Here is a 14,627-nt window from a genome sequence, read left to right as displayed (position 1 = left end):
CACAGCGCCGGAAGAGCCGCCACTATAGCCATAACGAATACATTAATAATCCAAGGCGAGGAAACGTATGGCATCGGTGACGTTCCGCGACGTCCGCAAGGCGTTCGGATCGGTGGAAGTGTTGCACGGCGTCTCGATCGACATCGAGGAAGGCCAGTTCGTCGTGCTCGTCGGCCCTTCGGGCTGCGGAAAGTCCACACTCCTGCGCATGCTGGCAGGTCTGGAACACATCACCGCCGGCGAGATTTTAATCGGCGATCGCGTCGTGAACGCGCTGCCGCCCAAAGAGCGCGACATCGCCATGGTGTTCCAGAACTACGCGCTCTACCCCCACATCACGGTGGCGGAGAACATGGGCTTCTCCTTGAAGCTCAAGGGCGTCTCCAAGAAGGAGATCGAGAGCCTCGTCTCGCCTGCGGCCGAAATGCTCGGTCTCTCCCATCTCCTCGACCGCTATCCGCGCCAGCTCTCCGGCGGCCAGCGCCAGCGCGTCGCCATGGGCCGCGCCATTGTGCGCAAGCCACAGGTCTTCCTCTTCGACGAACCCTTGTCGAACCTCGACGCCAAATTGCGCGTCTCCATGCGCACGGAGATCAAGAACCTCCACCAGCGCCTGAAGACCACCACCGTCTACGTCACCCACGACCAGATCGAGGCGATGACCATGGCCGACAAGATCGTCGTCATGCATGACGGCATCGTCGCGCAGGTCGGTGCACCGCTAGATCTCTACGACCGGCCGGAAAACCTCTTCGTCGCGGGCTTCATCGGCTCGCCGGCGATGAACATGGTGACGGGCACCCTCGACGCGAACGACCGCAATATCTTCGTCACCGGCGACGGTCAGCGCCTGCCGATCGCAGAGCCCGGCAATGCGGAACCCGGGCGCGAGATGATCTACGGCGTTCGTCCGGAGCACTTTCAGCTCGGCGGCGACACCACGCTCCGCGTGGAAGTGGTCGAACCGACGGGCTCGGAGACCCATGTCGTCGCCTTCCTCGGCGAGACGGAGGTCGTCTGCGTCTTCCGCGAGCGCATCTCGGCGGGCCCGGGCGACGAATTGAAAGTCACCATCGACGCCGGTTCCGTCCATCTCTTCGATGCCAGGGAGGGCGACCGGCTCTCCGTCTGAGAGCTCCTGAGATGTGAATGGGTGAGATCTCCGGCCCGAAGGCCGGCCAGAAGGGCAGAAAGCCCTCGTCGCTGCGGTCGCGGGAGCCGCAAGAAGCGCATCAAAAAACATCCCGCAACGTGGAGGAAACCGACAATGCCAATCGATCGCAGAACCTTTCTGAGCGGCACGGCGAGCCTTGCTGCCGGCGCCGCCTTTTCCGGCGTCCCGGGCGCCCGCCGGGCGTTTGCCCAATCGTCATCCCTGAGCTTCCAGCCGGAAGAAGGCGCCTCGCTTCGCCTCCTGCGCTGGGTTCCCTTCGTCACCGGCGAGGAAGAGGCCTGGAACGCCAACACCAAGGCCTTCACCGAGGCGACGGGCGTCGAGGTGCGCATCGACCAGGAAAGCTGGGAGGATGTCCGTCCGAAAGCTGCGGTTGCCGCCAATGTCGGCTCGGGCCCGGACATGGTGATGAGCTGGTTCGACGATCCTTTCCAGTATCCCGACAAGCTCGTCGACGTGACCGATCTCGCCACCAAGCTCGGCGAGGCGCATGGCGGCTGGTACGAAGGCCTCGAAGGCTATGCCCGCCAGGACGACAGCTTCATCGCCGTGCCGCTCTGCGCCATCGGCAACGCCGTCTGCTACCGCCAGAGCCACATGGAGAAAGCCGGTTTCTCCGAATTCCCGAAGGATACGGACGGCTTCCTGGAACTCTGCAAGGCGCTGAAGGCGAACGGCACGCCCGCCGGCTTCCCGCACGGCAAGGCCGTCGGCGACGGCAACAATTACGCCCATTGGCTCCTGTGGAGCCATGGCGGCATGATGGTCGACGAAAACAGCAAGGTGACGATCGACAGCCCCGAGACGAAGGCTGCGATCGAATACGCCAAGGCGCTCTACGAGACCTTCATTCCGGGCACGGAAAGCTGGCTCGACATCAACAACAACCGCGCCTTCCTCGCCGAGCAGATCTCGCTGACGGCAAACGGCGTCTCGCTTTATTACGCCGCCGCCAAGGACCCGGCGATGAAGGAGATCGCCGAGGACATCCGCACGGTGAACCTGCCGGTCGGCCCGGTCGGAAAATCGGTGGAGCTGCACCAGACCTCGACCTTGTCGATCTTCAAGCACTGCAAATATCCGCAGGCGGCCAAAGCCTATCTGGAGTTCATGTACCAGTCGGACAAGATGAACGCCTGGATCGAAGGCGCCAGCGCCTATTGCTGTCAGGCCCTCAAAGAATTCGCCGACAATCCGGTGTGGACGTCGAACCCGGTGCACGAGCCCTATTCGCGCGCGTCTGAAAGCCTGCGGCCGAACGGCTATGCCGGTCCGCTCGGACCGGCCTCTGCCGGCGTCATGGCCGATTACGTCCTCGTCGACATGTTCGCCGAGGCCGTCACTGGCCAGCGCTCGCCCGAAGACGCCATGGCGAACGCGGAACGTCGCGCCAAGCGCTACTACAGCTGAGTTAACGGGGGGAGCCGGGCGTCGGCTTCGGCCGGCGCCCGTTATCTCAAAGCCCCCTCAGACAGTGAGCGCGCGCCCTTAGGCCGCCGCGCCGACCACCAGATGAGACAGGCTCACAATGACGGATGTGCCGCTGACCCCACGCCGCCCGCTCCTGGCAAGGTTCCTGGAGAGCCGCAACGGCCTCGGGCTTCTTTTCATGCTGCCGGCGGCCGTCTTCCTTCTGTGCTTCCTGACCTATCCGCTCGGTCTCGGCGTCTGGCTCGGCTTCACCGACACGCGCATCGGCCGCACCGGCGAATTCATCGGCCTTGAGAACTATATCTGGCTCTTCGACGACCCGATCTTCTGGCTGTCGGTCTACAACACCATTCTCTACACCGTCGTCGCCTCGGTCCTGAAATTCGGCCTCGGCCTCTGGCTCGCCCTCATCTTGAACGAGCATCTGCCTTTCAAGACCTTCTTCCGGGCGATCATCCTTCTCCCCTGGGTGGTGCCGACGGTTTTGTCCGCGCTGGCCTTCTGGTGGATCTACGACAGCCAGTTCTCGATTATCTCCTGGGTCTTGATGCAATGGGGGCTGATCGATGCGCCGATCAACTTCCTCGGCCAGCCGAACCATGCCCGCGCCTCGGTGATCGCCGCCAATGTCTGGCGCGGCATTCCCTTCGTGGCGATCTCGCTTCTCGCCGGCCTGCAGACGATCCCGCAATCCCTGAACGAGGCGGCAGCGCTCGACGGCGCCACCTCCTGGCAGCGCTTCACCAAGGTGACCTTGCCGCTTCTCACCCCGATCATCGCCGTCGTCATGACCTTTTCGGTGCTCTTCACCTTCACCGATTTCCAGCTCATCTACGTCCTGACGCGCGGTGGCCCGGTCAACGCCACCCATCTCATGGCCACCCTCTCCTTCCAGCGCGCCATTCCCGGCGGCCAGCTCGGCGAAGGCGCGGCGATCGCGGTCGCCATGATCCCCTTCCTGCTCGCCGCAATCTTGTTCTCGTTCTTCGGGCTGCAGCGCCGCCGCTGGCAGCAGGGCAACGACTGAGGAAACCCACCATGGCAAAGAAAAACCTCAGCCCGACAGCCGGCACCCGCGACGACACCGAGGGCATGGACCAGTTCAACACGGTGACGCGGCGCATACTCGTCGTCTATCTGCCGCTCGCCGTCTTCATCTTCGTGCTGCTCTTCCCGTTCTATTGGATGGCGATCACGGCCATCAAACCGGATCATCAGCTCACCAATTACGACCGCTACAGCCCCTTCTGGGTGGTCGAGCCGACGCTCGACCATATCCGCTACCTGCTCTTCGAGACGTCCTATCCGGGCTGGCTGTGGAACACGATGCTCGTTGCCTTCGCTTCCACCTTCCTATCGCTCTTCGCCTCCGTGCTCGCCGCCTATGCGATCGAGCGCATCCGCTTCACCGGGGCGCGCACCACCGGGCTCCTCATCTTCCTCGCCTATCTGGTGCCGCCGTCGATCCTCTTCATTCCGCTCGCCTTCATCGTCTTCCAGGTCGGCATCTTCGATTCCAGGCTCGCGCTCATCCTCACCTATCCGACCTTCCTCATCCCGTTCTGCACCTGGCTTTTGATGGGCTATTTCCGCACCATCCCCTTCGAGCTTGAGGAAAGCGCCCTCGTCGACGGCGCCTCGCGCTTCCAGATCCTGACGAAGGTGGTCCTGCCGCTCGCCGTCCCCGGCCTCATCTCAGCCGGCATTTTTGCCTTCACGCTGTCGTGGAACGAGTTCATCTACGCCCTCACCTTCATCTCCTCCTCGGAGAACAAGACGGTGCCGGTCGGCGTCCTCACCGAGCTCGTGCGCGGCGATATCTACGAATGGGGAGCGCTGATGTCCGGCGCCCTTCTGGGCTCGCTGCCGGTCGTCATTCTCTATTCCTTCTTCGTCGATTATTACGTCTCGTCGATGACCGGCGCCGTGAAGGAATAGGCGGCGGTCACGTTCCGCAAACAACGGACGACACATGAAGAAGATCGGGATGATCGGCGGGCTGAGCTGGGTTTCAACCGTCGAATATTACAGACGCGTCAACGAGATTATGCAGGCCATTGAAGGCGGCGTGACCTCTGCCAGGATTGTGCTGGAGAGCGTCAATCGGCAGGAATACGTCGAGGCGGTAATCGACCGCCAGGACGAAGTCTCGGCCTGCAGGCAGATCGAAAACGCCGCCCGCGCCCTGCAAGCGGCCGGAGCGGACTTCATCGTCATCACCTGTAACGACGTTCATCGTTTCGTTCCCGCGATTGAACCGCTTCTCGACATTCCCTTCCTGCACATCGCCCAGGTCACAGCCGAAGCGATAAAGGCGAAAGACTTGCGAAAGGTGGCCATTCTCGGCGTGCGCAAGACGATGGAGGAGGACTTCTACCCTGAGATCTTTACACGCAATGGCCTTCAGACGATCAGGCCGAACGAGGATGAGAAACGCGACATCCACGACAGCATCTATGACGAACTGGTACACAACCGATTCCTGGATACGACCCGCGCCAGATACCAGAAGATCATTCGAGATCTCGCAGCGCGCGGTGCCGATTGCGTTGCGCTTGCATGCACCGAAATCCCGCTTCTTCTCGCACCAGAGGAATCGCCGCTACCAGCCTTTTCCACGACGGAACTTCATTGTCGGGCGGCTGTCGCATTGGCATTGGATCGAGCCGAGCCCGATGGGAGCCCCTGAAAAGGCAAAGGGCCGGCAACTGGCGAGGCGGCCAAACGCGGAGCGCTCGCTGAGCAAGATATAATTTAATTCAGCGACAGATGACAAAAAACACCTACACTTCAGTCGAATACAACCACCCCTTTGAATAACTACAAAAGACAGTTCTTGAATAAGTTAGACGATGCTCTTATAATACACTTGTTGGTTTCGGAAAAAGCCATCTGAAACCCGAAAGCAAAGGAGAGAGCCATGGCTGACAAACCCGTATGCAGCAGCTGCGCTTTCTTTGAAGATCACCACGCCAACGACGACCACGAGATCAAAGATGCAGGTCTCTGCCGGTTCAACCCGCCCGTCACGCAGCCCGTGGCGGATGCCGTTGGGCTTTGGCCGGTCGTGAAAGAGAGCGATTGGTGCGGCCATTTCGCAAAGGAGGGCCTGGCGGCCTGATTTTGCGAAACGCGCATGGCGCGGCTTAGGACGCGCAACGGGGCGCAGCTTGGCGCTGCGCCTCCTTCAAAGGGCTGACGGAATAGTCTGACGATGACAGCCTGAGGACGACGGGGCGGCATGCATGCCGCCCTTTTGCGTCGTGGGCCCGAATGCGTTGTGGACCCAAATGCGTCGTGGGCCCGAACCTCGTCGCGTCCGAAAGTTCAACGGAGACCGGCGGGGCCGTTCGTCACCCCGGAGACCGCCGCCCGAACCTCCCCGGCCGCCTCAGGCGACGGAGCTCAGAAGCGGCTCGCCCCTGAGATGCGCACGCAGATTGTCGACCACCATCTGCCCCATCGCCGCCCGCGTCTTGTGCGTGGCACTGCCCTGGTGCGGTGACAAGACGACATTGTCGAGCGCCTTCAATTCGTCCGGCACATTCGGCTCGTCGGCAAAGACGTCGAGCGCCGCACCGCCGAGCCCGCCCGATTGCAGGAGCTCGATCATCGCCGGCTCGTCGACGAGCGAACCGCGCGCCATATTGACGAGCATACCCTTCGGCCCGAGCGCCTCCATCACGCCGCGGCTGACGATGCCTTGCGTCTCTTTGGAGCCCGGCGCGATCACCACCAGCCAGTCGCAGGCCTTCGCCATCTCGGTGAGATCGGCAAAGTAAGGATAGGGCTCGTGCGCCTGCTTGTGGCGGCCGTGATAGACGACCTCCATCTTGAACACCTGCAGGCGCCTCGCAATCTCCTTGCCGATGCGCCCGAGGCCGAGAATGCCGGCGCGCGCCCCGCGGAGTTCGTCGGTCAGCGGAAAATCGCCGCCCGGCCAGCGCCCCTCGCGCACATAACGGTCGGTCTGCGGCAGCCGATGGGCGAGCGCAATCATCAGCCCCACCGTCATCTCCGCCACGCAATCGTTGAGAACGTCGGGCGTGTTCGTCACGTGCACCCCCGCCCGCTTCGCCGCCTCCACATCGACGGCGTCATAGCCGACACCGAAGGAGGAAATGATTTCGAGCTTCGGCAGCGCCTCGATGATCTTCGCCGAACAGCCATGGTGCCCGCCCGTCGCAACGAAGCGAACCCCCTCGCCCACCTCGGCCAGAAGGGCGTCCTTGTCGTCCGCCGCAAAATAGCGGTGGACGGTGAAATCCTTCTCGATCTCGGCAGTCACGGCGTCGGCGAGAGGGCCGACCATCAAAAGCTCGGGTCGCGTCATGACATCTTCCATTCGTTTTCAGGGGCGATCCTCATCCTTGCGGGAGATCCTCCTTGGGGGAGGCCTCGGAGCCCGCCCATCGCCGTCGCAGATAGAGGATGATCGGGATCGACCAGACCACGATCGTAAAGATGCCGAGCCCAGCCGCGATCGGCCGCTCGAAGAAGGCGAGGAAGCTGCCGTCGGCCTTGATCATCGAGGTGATGAAATTCTGTTCCAGCATCGGCCCGAGGACGAGGCCGAGGATCGCCGGTGCGATCGGAATGTCGTTCTCTTCCATGATGAAGCCGAGCACGCCGAAGATCAGCATCAGGAGAACGCCGAAGACGGAATTGTTGATGGCGAAAGAGCCGACGATGCAAAACAGGAGAATGACCGGCATCAACACCCGGTTCGGGATCGACAACAGCGTCGAGGCGCCTTTGATCGCCACCCAGCCGAGCGGCAGCATGATGATGTTTGCCAGAAAGAACACCATGAACACCGCATAGATCAGCTGCGGATCGTTGATGAACACGGTCGGGCCCGGATTCATGCCTTTGACGTAGAGGACGCCGATCACGATCGCGGTGATGGAATCGCCCGGAATGCCGAAGACGAGCGCCGGGATCCAGGCGCCCGAGACGGCGCCGTTGTTGGAGGCCCCGGCTTCCACCAGCCCCTCCACATGGCCGCGTCCGAATTTCTCCTTCTGCCGTGAGAACTGCTTGGAGACGGCGTAGGAAATCCAGGCCGCGATATCCGCACCCGCCCCCGGCAACGCGCCGATCGCCGTACCCGTCGCGCTGCCGCGCAGCATCTGGATCGGATAGCGGCGGATATTGGTCCATTGCCGCTTGAAGACGGTGTGCTTGCCGGAGCGATCGACGCGTGGACGCTCCTTCGAATAGACGATCGAGCGCAGAACCTCCGACACGGCAAAGAGCCCGATCATCGCCGGGATGAACTGCACGCCGGCCAAAAGCTCGACATTGCCAAAAGTGTAGCGCGGCTGCCCGGCCGGATTGTCGATGCCGATCGTCGCCGCAAAAAGCCCGATCAGAAGCGCGATCATGCCGCGCGTGACGGAGCTCGGCGACACGAAGATGGCGCAGGAGAGCCCCAAAAGCACCAGCCAGAAATACTCGAACGAGGAGAATTTGAGCGCGATTTCGGCGAGTGTGGGCGCCGTCGTGACGAGCACGATCGTGCCGAAGATGCCGCCGATCGAGGAGAACACGAGGACGGCGCCGAGGGCCTCGTCGCCGCGGCCGTCCTGCGTCATCCGATAGGCGTCTTCGACATAGGCCGCACTTGCCGGCGTGCCTGGCATACGCAAGAGCGCGCCCGGAATGTCGCCGGCGAAAATCGCCATCGCGGTTGCCGTCACGATCGCAGCGATCGCCGGCACCGGGTCCATGAAGAAGGTGATCGGCACCAGAAGCGCCGTCGCCATCGTCGCCGTCAGCCCCGGGATCGCACCGACGAAAAGCCCGAAACAGGCGGAGGCAAAGATGACGAGAAGCACATAGGGCTGAAAGACGAGGCCTGCGGCCTGCGCGAGAACATCCATCGCCATCACCACAGAAAGGAAAGAAAGTCGTTGCGCGGCAGCGGCACCAGGAGAAGCCGCCCGAAGGTCTGCTGCACCAGGATCGTGGCGAAGATCGCCACCGGCACGGCGACGATGATCCGCGTGCGCAAGGTCAGCATGAAGACGAGGAGAATGAGGAAGGCGATCGGCACGAAGCCGACGCGCTCGGAAAAGACGATATAGACGCCGATCAGCGCCAAGGCCGTCGCCACCCCGACAAGCGATCCCGGCGAGCGCACCCAATCGGCGAGCGCCACCGCCCGCCCCGGAAAGCCCGCGAGCGCGCTCTTCGCCATCATGAAGATGCCGAGCCCCGCCGCCACGATGCCGATGGCGTTCGGCATGGTTTCGGCCCCATAGGCCTGGCCCGGAATGGGAGAGAAGTTCCTCGCCGAAACGAGGATCGCGGCGGCACCGATCAGCACCAGCACGCCGAGCACGAAATCGTTGAATTTCATCGCAGGGTCCCGGCAGATGGCGGCGCCCGCAGGCGCCGCCGATCGCCCTTATTCGGCCGCGAGCCCGGCCTCTTTCATGACGCGCCCAAGGCTCTCATCGTCGGAACCGACGATCTCAGTCGCCTCTTCCGGCCCTGCCCAGCGCATGCCGAACCCGCGATCGGCCATGAACTTCGTGTATTCTTCGCTGTTGTAGGCCTTCTCGACGGCCCCCGCGAGTTTCGCCTTCACGTCGTCCGGCAGCCCCTTCGGCGCCGCAACCGTGCGCCACACCGCAAGCGTCCAGTCCGAACCGACCGCCTCTTTCAGCGTCGGCACGTCCGGGAACATCTCCTGGCGCTCCTCCGACATCGAAGCGAGCGGGCGCACCTTGCCGGCCTCGATCATCGAGCGGCCTTCGGCAAGCGACGAGGGAACGAGGTCGACGCCGCCCGCCACCATATCGGTGATGCCCGCGGCCGAACCCTGGCTCGGCACCCAGGTGATCTGATCGGGCGGCAAATCTTCCGACAACATCCAGCCGAGAAGGCCGAGATGCCAGATGCCGCCCTGCCCGGTGCCGGAGGCCTTCAAAGACCCCTTCGGCTCGGACTTGATCGCGTCGAGAAGATCCTGCGCCGTCTCGTAATCGGAATCGGCCGACACCATGACGCCACCCGGATCGGCATTCACCATCGCCAGGAAATCGAAGTCCTTGTAGGTGAGATCCGTCAGCCCCTGCCAATGCATCATGTCGATCTCGATGGTCACGATGCCGATCGTGTAGCCGTCCGGCTTGGCCATCGCGATGGCGCTGTGGCCGACGACACCCGACCCGCCGGTGCGGTTGACGACGTTGACCGGCACGCCGAGCTCTTCCTGCAGGATCGAAGCGAAGATGCGTCCGACGGCATCCGTACCGCCGCCCGCACCCCAAGGCACGATCATCTGGATCGGACGATCCGGATAATCGGATTGCGCAAGGGCGGCAGGAGCGCCGAACACGGCTGTGGCGAGAAGCGCCGCGGCGGCGGCGAGAAAGGTTCTTTTGCGCATATGTCCTCCCGGTGCGCGATGTCTGTTCGCGGCAGGCCTCTTCTGCGGAGGCTCTGCCCGGCTGCGTCATGCGCAGCTCTTTTTGTTCACGGAGAGACTATCTCCTGCGTCGACCGAAGATGTCAACGTATACATTGTGGCGTCGGCAAGCACCGGAACGCTTTTTTGAGGCGCCGGCGCAGCACAGGGCTGCACCGGCCAGCGGATCTCAACCTCAGGCGGCGACGACTGTCTGCCGCTGCGTGCCGAGCCCCTCGATCGCCAGCTCCATCACGTCGCCGACCTTCAGATAGACGGGCGGCTTCATGCCCATGCCCACGCCCGGCGGCGTGCCGGTGGAAATGACGTCGCCCGGCATCAGCGTCATGAACTGCGACAGATACGAGACGACATGCGGCACGTTGAAGATGAGCGTGTTGGTGTTGCCGCTCTGGCGCCGCTCGCCGTTGACGTCGAGATGCATGTCGAGATTGTGCGGATCGGCAACGGCATCGCGTGTGACGAGCCACGGTCCGAGCGGGCCGAACGTGTCGTGGCTCTTGCCCTTCGTCCACTGGCCGGAGCGCTTCGTCTGGAAGTCGCGTTCGGAGACGTCGTTCATGATGGCGAAGCCCGCCACATGCTGCATCGCCTCGTCTTCGGACACGTATTTGGCGCGCTTGCCGATGATGACGGCAAGCTCCACCTCCCAGTCGAGCGCCTTGGAGCCGCGCGGCATCTCCACGTCGTCATTGGGCCCGCAGAGCGCCGACAATGCCTTGGCGAAGATGATCGGCTCGCTCGGTGGCTCGGCGCCCGTCTCCGCCGCATGGTCAGAATAATTGAGGCCGATGCACAGGATCTTCGAGACATGGCCGACGCAGGGGCCGAAACGGGGATTGCCCGCAACCTTCGGCAGCGAGGTGGGATCGAGTGCACGAAGCCTCTCGAGCCCGGCATCGGAGATCACCTCCCCGGCGATGTCGTCGACCTCGCCGGACAGATCGCGCAGCGCGCCCTCGTCATCGATGAGGCCGGGCTTTTCCTGGCCGGCAGGGCCGTAGCGAACGAGCTTCATGGCATCCTTTCTGGGATTTTCGTCTTGGGGGATTTCAGAATTAATAGACAGCGCGGCCGCCGGAAATGTCGAAGACGGCGCCCGTCGAAAACGAGCAATCCTCTGAGGCGAGCCAGCAGATCATCGCCGCCACCTCGGCCGGCTCCACGAACCGGTTCATCGGGATCTTCGACAGCATGTAATCGATATGCTCCTGCGTCATCTGATCGAAGATCGCCGTGCGGGCCGCCGCCGGCGTGATGCAATTGACGAGGATGTTGTGGCCGGCGAGCTCCTTGCCGAGCGATTTCGTGAGCCCGATCAGACCCGCCTTCGAGGCGGAATAATGCGAGGCGTTGGGATTGCCCTCCTTGCCGGCGATCGAGGCGACATTGACGATCCGCCCATAGCCCTTTTCGAGCATCAAGGGCACGACGGCATGGCTTGTGAGAAACGGCGCGACGAGATTGACCTCGATCACCTTGCGCCAGGTGTCGGGATCGAGCTCCCAGGTCTTGGCGTTGCCGCCGGTGATGCCGGCATTGTTGACGAGAATGTCGATGCCGCCGGCCTTCCGGGCCGCCTCTTTCGCGGCCTCCGCGACAGCGCCTGCATCCGTCAGCTCGACGACGGCGCCGCTCGCCTTCTCACCGAGTTCGCCGAGCGCCGTCTCGATCGCCGCCCCGTCGATGTCCCAAATAACGGCCCGCCCGCCGCTCTCGAGCACGCGTTTCGCCGTCGCAAAGCCGATGCCGCGGGCGCCGCCGGTGATGACGGCCGTGCGGTTTTCAAGGTCGATCCTGTTCATGGGGCGTGTTCCTCGTAGCGTTTATGGTCGCCGCTTTGCTGCGGCTTGGACGTTGTCGGGAAAGAAGTTCGATGCGGGCAGCCTCACGCCGGCCCCCGCCGCAGAAGTTCGAGCGCCAGCCGGTCGGCGCGGTCGCGGTGCTGCTGATGCAGATGCGCCGCGCGACGGATATCGCGCTCCACCACCGCCTGAAGGATGGCGCGATGCTCGCGGTCCGACTGCGCCGTGCTCGGCCGCATATGCACGATCGCCATGCGCGCCCGGTATTGCTGGTCCCAATATTGCCGCAGGGTCGCGCACAGCCGGTTGTTGCCGCTGAGGCTGACGAGTTCGGAATGGAACTGATCGTCGAGATGCGACCAGCGCACCGGGTCTTCACGCTGCGTCGCCCGCTCCAGCTGGTCGAGAATGCCGGAAAGCCGCCGCCCGTCGTTCGTCTCGATGCCGCGCCTTGCGGCAAGCTCGACGGCCTTCACTTCGAGCGTCGAAAAGACGTCGTAGATGTCGGAGAGATCGTCGATCGACTGCGCCCGCACACTGATGCCGTGACGCGGGCGAACATCGACGAGCCCTTCCTCTTCGAGCTTGATCAGAGCCTCCCGCACCGGCGTGCGCGACAGGCCGAGAAGGTTCGCCACCTCCGCTTCGAGAAGCGTGGTTCCGGGCGGCAGCCGGCCTTCCATGATGCGGAATTTGAGCTCGTGATAGGCCCGCTCGCGCGCCGGCATATCGGCGACGCCTTCAAGGCTCGGCCGCCCGCGCGCACCGGTCACCGCCGGCGGCACCGGCCGCCGCCGGGCATTGTCGGTCGGCGCTCTCACGCCCGCCGCGTCCAGGGGCTCACCGCCCGCTTCGTTGTCACGATCCTGTCTCATCTCTGATGCCGTTGAGCTCCGCCACGATGTCGGCGATGCGCGGCAGATATTCCTCGCCATGCCCGGTCGCATCGGCGGTGGCGAAATTGTTCTTCACCGCCGAGGAGACATGCGAGGCGATGCCGCTTTCGTTCGCCAGAGACACGACATAGCGCATATCCTTATGCGCGTTCTTGAGCGCGAATTTGTGCGCCTCGGGATCGCGCTCCACCACCCATTTCATGAAAGTCTGGTAGAAGCCGCAATCCATCCGCCCGCCGCCGATGATGGAATGAAACGTCGCCGCATCGATGCCGTTCTTCGCCCCGATCGCCAGCGCCTCCGAATAGATCGCGGCATAGCCGAGCGACAGGAAATTGTTGAGAAGCTTCATCGTGTGGCCGGCACCGGGCTCGCCGACGCGCACGATCTTGCCGGCCCAGGTGGCGATGATCGGCTGAACGCGGTCGAAATCCGCCTCGCTCGCCCCCACCATCGCATCGAGAAGCCCTTCCCAGGCCTCCTTCGGCGTGCGCGACAGAGGCGCATCAATGAGCGTCGCGCCTTCCGCCCGGCACTTTTCGACGAGGGCGCGCGTCGACACCGGATTGCTGGTCGAGGTGTCGATGATCGTCTTGCCCGAAGCCCCCACCGCCAGGATTTTTTCGACGACCGCCTCGACCTGCGGGCTTCCCGGCAGGCACAGAAAGATGACGTCGGAGGCCTGCGTCAGCGCCGCGACATCCTCCGCCTCTTTGGCGCCCCTGCCCTTCAGATCTTCCACCGGCTCGCGGTTGCGATGGCCGAGGATCGTCAGGGGATAGCCCTTTTCGACGAGGTTTTTCGCCATGCCCTGGCCCATCAGCCCGACGCCGATGAAGCCGATCTGCGGTTTCTCGCTCATCATCCCGTCTCCTTGGCGCGTCGCGCCTCTTCGTCGGCGATATGCGCGCGGATGATGGAGGCGAAATCGGCATCAGCGGAAAAGCCCGCCTCGCGCGCCCGCTTTGTGTCGAAGTCGCGCGGCCAGCCGTGGACCATGTCGCGGATCGCCTCGTCCGGCTCGCGGCGGATGCGCCCCGCGACCTCGTCGCCGGCCACCTCCTGCAGGGTCGAGATCATCTCGCCGACCGTCACCGAAAGCCCCGGCATGTTGAGCGAGCGCCGCGGCCCGAGCGTCGACGTATCCATTGTCGCCGCATGCATCAGGAAGCCGACGGCCGCTGCCGGGCTCGCGATCCAGTGGCGCACATCGTCTTCGACCGGCAGCACGGCCTCGAGCCCCGCCAGCGGCTCGCGGATGATGCCCGAGAAGAAGCCCGACGCCGCCTTGTTCGGCTTGCCCGGCCGCACCACGATCGTCGGCAGGCGGATGCCCACCCCGTCGACGAAACCCTTGCGCGTGTAATCGGCGAGAAGGAGCTCCGAGATCGCCTTCTGCGTGCCGTAGCTCGTCAAAGGAGCCGACAGAAACGTGTCGGAGATTTTGTCCTCAAACGGCGCGCCGAAGACGGCGATCGACGAGGTGAAGACGAGCCGCGGCCGATAGGCCTCGCCCGCCTGCCGGATCGCCTCCAGGAGATGGCGCGTGCCGTCGAGATTGATGCGGTAGCCCTTATCGAAATCCGCTTCCGCCTCGCCCGAAACGATGGCCGCGAGGTGGAAGATCACGTCCGGCCGGCGCGTGATCAGCCCTTCGACCGTCTCCGCGGACGCGATATCGCCCGCCTCGCAGGTCACCGTGATCGTCTCCGGCACATCCGGATAGTCCGGCGCCACCACGTCGAAGGCATCGATCGCCGCAATCGCCCGCCCGCCGAGCTCCTTGTCGGCAAGAAGCCTTTCGACCAGGCGCCGCCCGACCATGCCGGCCGCGCCGAGCACCAATATCCGCATCAAATCCTCCCTGACCCTTCGGGCCTTTT

General features: G+C 63.6%; 15 protein-coding genes. 6 read left to right on the top strand and 9 right to left on the bottom strand.

Annotated elements, in window-relative coordinates:
• Positions 1 to 67 precede the first annotated feature (67 nt).
• The 6 genes from J2R99_RS11330 (at position 68) to J2R99_RS11305 (ending at position 5,726) form a co-directional block, all read left to right on the top strand.
• Positions 68 to 1,132 carry an ABC transporter ATP-binding protein gene (locus tag J2R99_RS11330; protein ID WP_307154589.1) on the top strand — a complete coding sequence of 355 codons (1,065 nt, stop codon included), beginning with the start codon at positions 68 to 70 and terminating at the stop codon, positions 1,130 to 1,132.
• Positions 1,133 to 1,267: 135 nt separating this feature from the next.
• Entirely contained in the window at positions 1,268 to 2,584 is a 1,317-nt protein-coding gene (locus J2R99_RS11325; RefSeq protein ID WP_307154588.1) for an ABC transporter substrate-binding protein, read from the top strand.
• A gap of 118 nt (positions 2,585 to 2,702) precedes the next feature.
• A complete protein-coding gene (locus tag J2R99_RS11320; protein ID WP_307154587.1) occupies positions 2,703 to 3,632 on the top strand; it encodes a carbohydrate ABC transporter permease in 930 nt (309 codons plus the stop codon).
• An 11-nt stretch (positions 3,633 to 3,643) separates the two neighbouring features.
• Positions 3,644 to 4,543, top strand: a complete 900-nt coding sequence (locus J2R99_RS11315) for a carbohydrate ABC transporter permease (protein ID WP_370872352.1) — start codon at positions 3,644 to 3,646, stop codon at positions 4,541 to 4,543.
• 34 nt (positions 4,544 to 4,577) lie between these two features.
• The gene (locus tag J2R99_RS11310) at positions 4,578 to 5,294 is read left to right on the top strand and encodes an aspartate/glutamate racemase family protein (RefSeq protein ID WP_307154586.1); all 717 of its coding nucleotides are present in this window, start codon (positions 4,578 to 4,580) and stop codon (positions 5,292 to 5,294) included.
• Between the two features lie 231 nt (positions 5,295 to 5,525).
• Positions 5,526 to 5,726, top strand: coding sequence for a hypothetical protein (locus J2R99_RS11305; RefSeq protein WP_307154585.1), 201 nt, complete (start codon positions 5,526 to 5,528; stop codon positions 5,724 to 5,726).
• 270 nt (positions 5,727 to 5,996) lie between these two features.
• On the opposite strand, the gene J2R99_RS11300 is transcribed toward J2R99_RS11305, so the two are convergent.
• From J2R99_RS11300 to denD, 9 genes are all read right to left on the bottom strand, one after another.
• Positions 5,997 to 6,938, bottom strand: a complete 942-nt coding sequence (locus J2R99_RS11300) for a 2-hydroxyacid dehydrogenase (protein ID WP_307154584.1) — start codon at positions 6,936 to 6,938, stop codon at positions 5,997 to 5,999.
• A 31-nt stretch (positions 6,939 to 6,969) separates the two neighbouring features.
• The gene (locus tag J2R99_RS11295; RefSeq protein ID WP_307154583.1) at positions 6,970 to 8,490 is read right to left on the bottom strand and encodes a tripartite tricarboxylate transporter permease; all 1,521 of its coding nucleotides are present in this window, start codon (positions 8,488 to 8,490) and stop codon (positions 6,970 to 6,972) included.
• Between the two features lie 5 nt (positions 8,491 to 8,495).
• Positions 8,496 to 8,969: a tripartite tricarboxylate transporter TctB family protein gene (locus tag J2R99_RS11290; RefSeq protein WP_307154582.1), complete on the bottom strand. Its 474-nt coding sequence runs from the start codon at positions 8,967 to 8,969 to the stop codon at positions 8,496 to 8,498.
• Positions 8,970 to 9,017: 48 nt separating this feature from the next.
• The gene (locus J2R99_RS11285) at positions 9,018 to 10,004 is read right to left on the bottom strand and encodes a tripartite tricarboxylate transporter substrate binding protein (RefSeq protein ID WP_307154581.1); all 987 of its coding nucleotides are present in this window, start codon (positions 10,002 to 10,004) and stop codon (positions 9,018 to 9,020) included.
• A gap of 214 nt (positions 10,005 to 10,218) precedes the next feature.
• Positions 10,219 to 11,061, bottom strand: coding sequence for a fumarylacetoacetate hydrolase family protein (locus J2R99_RS11280; RefSeq protein ID WP_307154580.1), 843 nt, complete (start codon positions 11,059 to 11,061; stop codon positions 10,219 to 10,221).
• Positions 11,062 to 11,101: 40 nt separating this feature from the next.
• Positions 11,102 to 11,848 (bottom strand): SDR family oxidoreductase, encoded by a 747-nt coding sequence (locus J2R99_RS11275; protein ID WP_307154579.1) that lies wholly within the window; start codon positions 11,846 to 11,848, stop codon positions 11,102 to 11,104.
• Between the two features lie 83 nt (positions 11,849 to 11,931).
• Positions 11,932 to 12,723, bottom strand: coding sequence for a GntR family transcriptional regulator (locus tag J2R99_RS11270; protein ID WP_307154578.1), 792 nt, complete (start codon positions 12,721 to 12,723; stop codon positions 11,932 to 11,934).
• Positions 12,707 to 13,606, bottom strand: coding sequence for an NAD(P)-dependent oxidoreductase (locus J2R99_RS11265; RefSeq protein ID WP_307155685.1), 900 nt, complete (start codon positions 13,604 to 13,606; stop codon positions 12,707 to 12,709). The genes J2R99_RS11270 and J2R99_RS11265 overlap by 17 nt, the downstream gene beginning before the upstream one ends.
• Positions 13,606 to 14,598, bottom strand: a complete 993-nt coding sequence (gene denD, locus J2R99_RS11260) for a D-erythronate dehydrogenase (RefSeq protein WP_307154577.1) — start codon at positions 14,596 to 14,598, stop codon at positions 13,606 to 13,608. Before denD ends, J2R99_RS11265 begins: the two co-directional genes overlap by 1 nt.
• Positions 14,599 to 14,627 lie beyond the last annotated feature (29 nt).

It is taken from the genome of Rhodopseudomonas julia (genome assembly GCF_030813515.1).
GTDB lineage: Bacteria > Pseudomonadota > Alphaproteobacteria > Rhizobiales > Afifellaceae > Afifella > Afifella julia.
This window is presented reverse-complemented; position numbering and strand designations above follow the sequence as displayed.

Excerpts from the sequence above, each read along its gene's own strand:
- J2R99_RS11285 (WP_307154581.1), bottom strand. The coding sequence starts at position 10,004 with ATGCGCAAAAGAACCTTTCTCGCCGCCGCCGCGGCGCTTCTCGCCACA.
- J2R99_RS11325 (WP_307154588.1), top strand. The coding sequence starts at position 1,268 with ATGCCAATCGATCGCAGAACCTTTCTGAGCGGCACGGCGAGCCTTGCT.
- J2R99_RS11280 (WP_307154580.1), bottom strand. The coding sequence starts at position 11,061 with ATGAAGCTCGTTCGCTACGGCCCTGCCGGCCAGGAAAAGCCCGGCCTC.
- J2R99_RS11270 (WP_307154578.1), bottom strand. The coding sequence starts at position 12,723 with ATGAGACAGGATCGTGACAACGAAGCGGGCGGTGAGCCCCTGGACGCG.
- J2R99_RS11300 (WP_307154584.1), bottom strand. The coding sequence starts at position 6,938 with ATGACGCGACCCGAGCTTTTGATGGTCGGCCCTCTCGCCGACGCCGTG.
- J2R99_RS11320 (WP_307154587.1), top strand. The coding sequence starts at position 2,703 with ATGACGGATGTGCCGCTGACCCCACGCCGCCCGCTCCTGGCAAGGTTC.
- J2R99_RS11310 (WP_307154586.1), top strand. The coding sequence starts at position 4,578 with ATGAAGAAGATCGGGATGATCGGCGGGCTGAGCTGGGTTTCAACCGTC.
- J2R99_RS11330 (WP_307154589.1), top strand. The coding sequence starts at position 68 with ATGGCATCGGTGACGTTCCGCGACGTCCGCAAGGCGTTCGGATCGGTG.
- J2R99_RS11305 (WP_307154585.1), top strand. The coding sequence starts at position 5,526 with ATGGCTGACAAACCCGTATGCAGCAGCTGCGCTTTCTTTGAAGATCAC.
- J2R99_RS11290 (WP_307154582.1), bottom strand. The coding sequence starts at position 8,969 with ATGAAATTCAACGATTTCGTGCTCGGCGTGCTGGTGCTGATCGGTGCC.
- J2R99_RS11275 (WP_307154579.1), bottom strand. The coding sequence starts at position 11,848 with ATGAACAGGATCGACCTTGAAAACCGCACGGCCGTCATCACCGGCGGC.
- denD (WP_307154577.1), bottom strand. The coding sequence starts at position 14,598 with ATGCGGATATTGGTGCTCGGCGCGGCCGGCATGGTCGGGCGGCGCCTG.
- J2R99_RS11295 (WP_307154583.1), bottom strand. The coding sequence starts at position 8,490 with ATGGATGTTCTCGCGCAGGCCGCAGGCCTCGTCTTTCAGCCCTATGTG.
- J2R99_RS11265 (WP_307155685.1), bottom strand. The coding sequence starts at position 13,606 with ATGAGCGAGAAACCGCAGATCGGCTTCATCGGCGTCGGGCTGATGGGC.
- J2R99_RS11315 (WP_370872352.1), top strand. The coding sequence starts at position 3,644 with ATGGCAAAGAAAAACCTCAGCCCGACAGCCGGCACCCGCGACGACACC.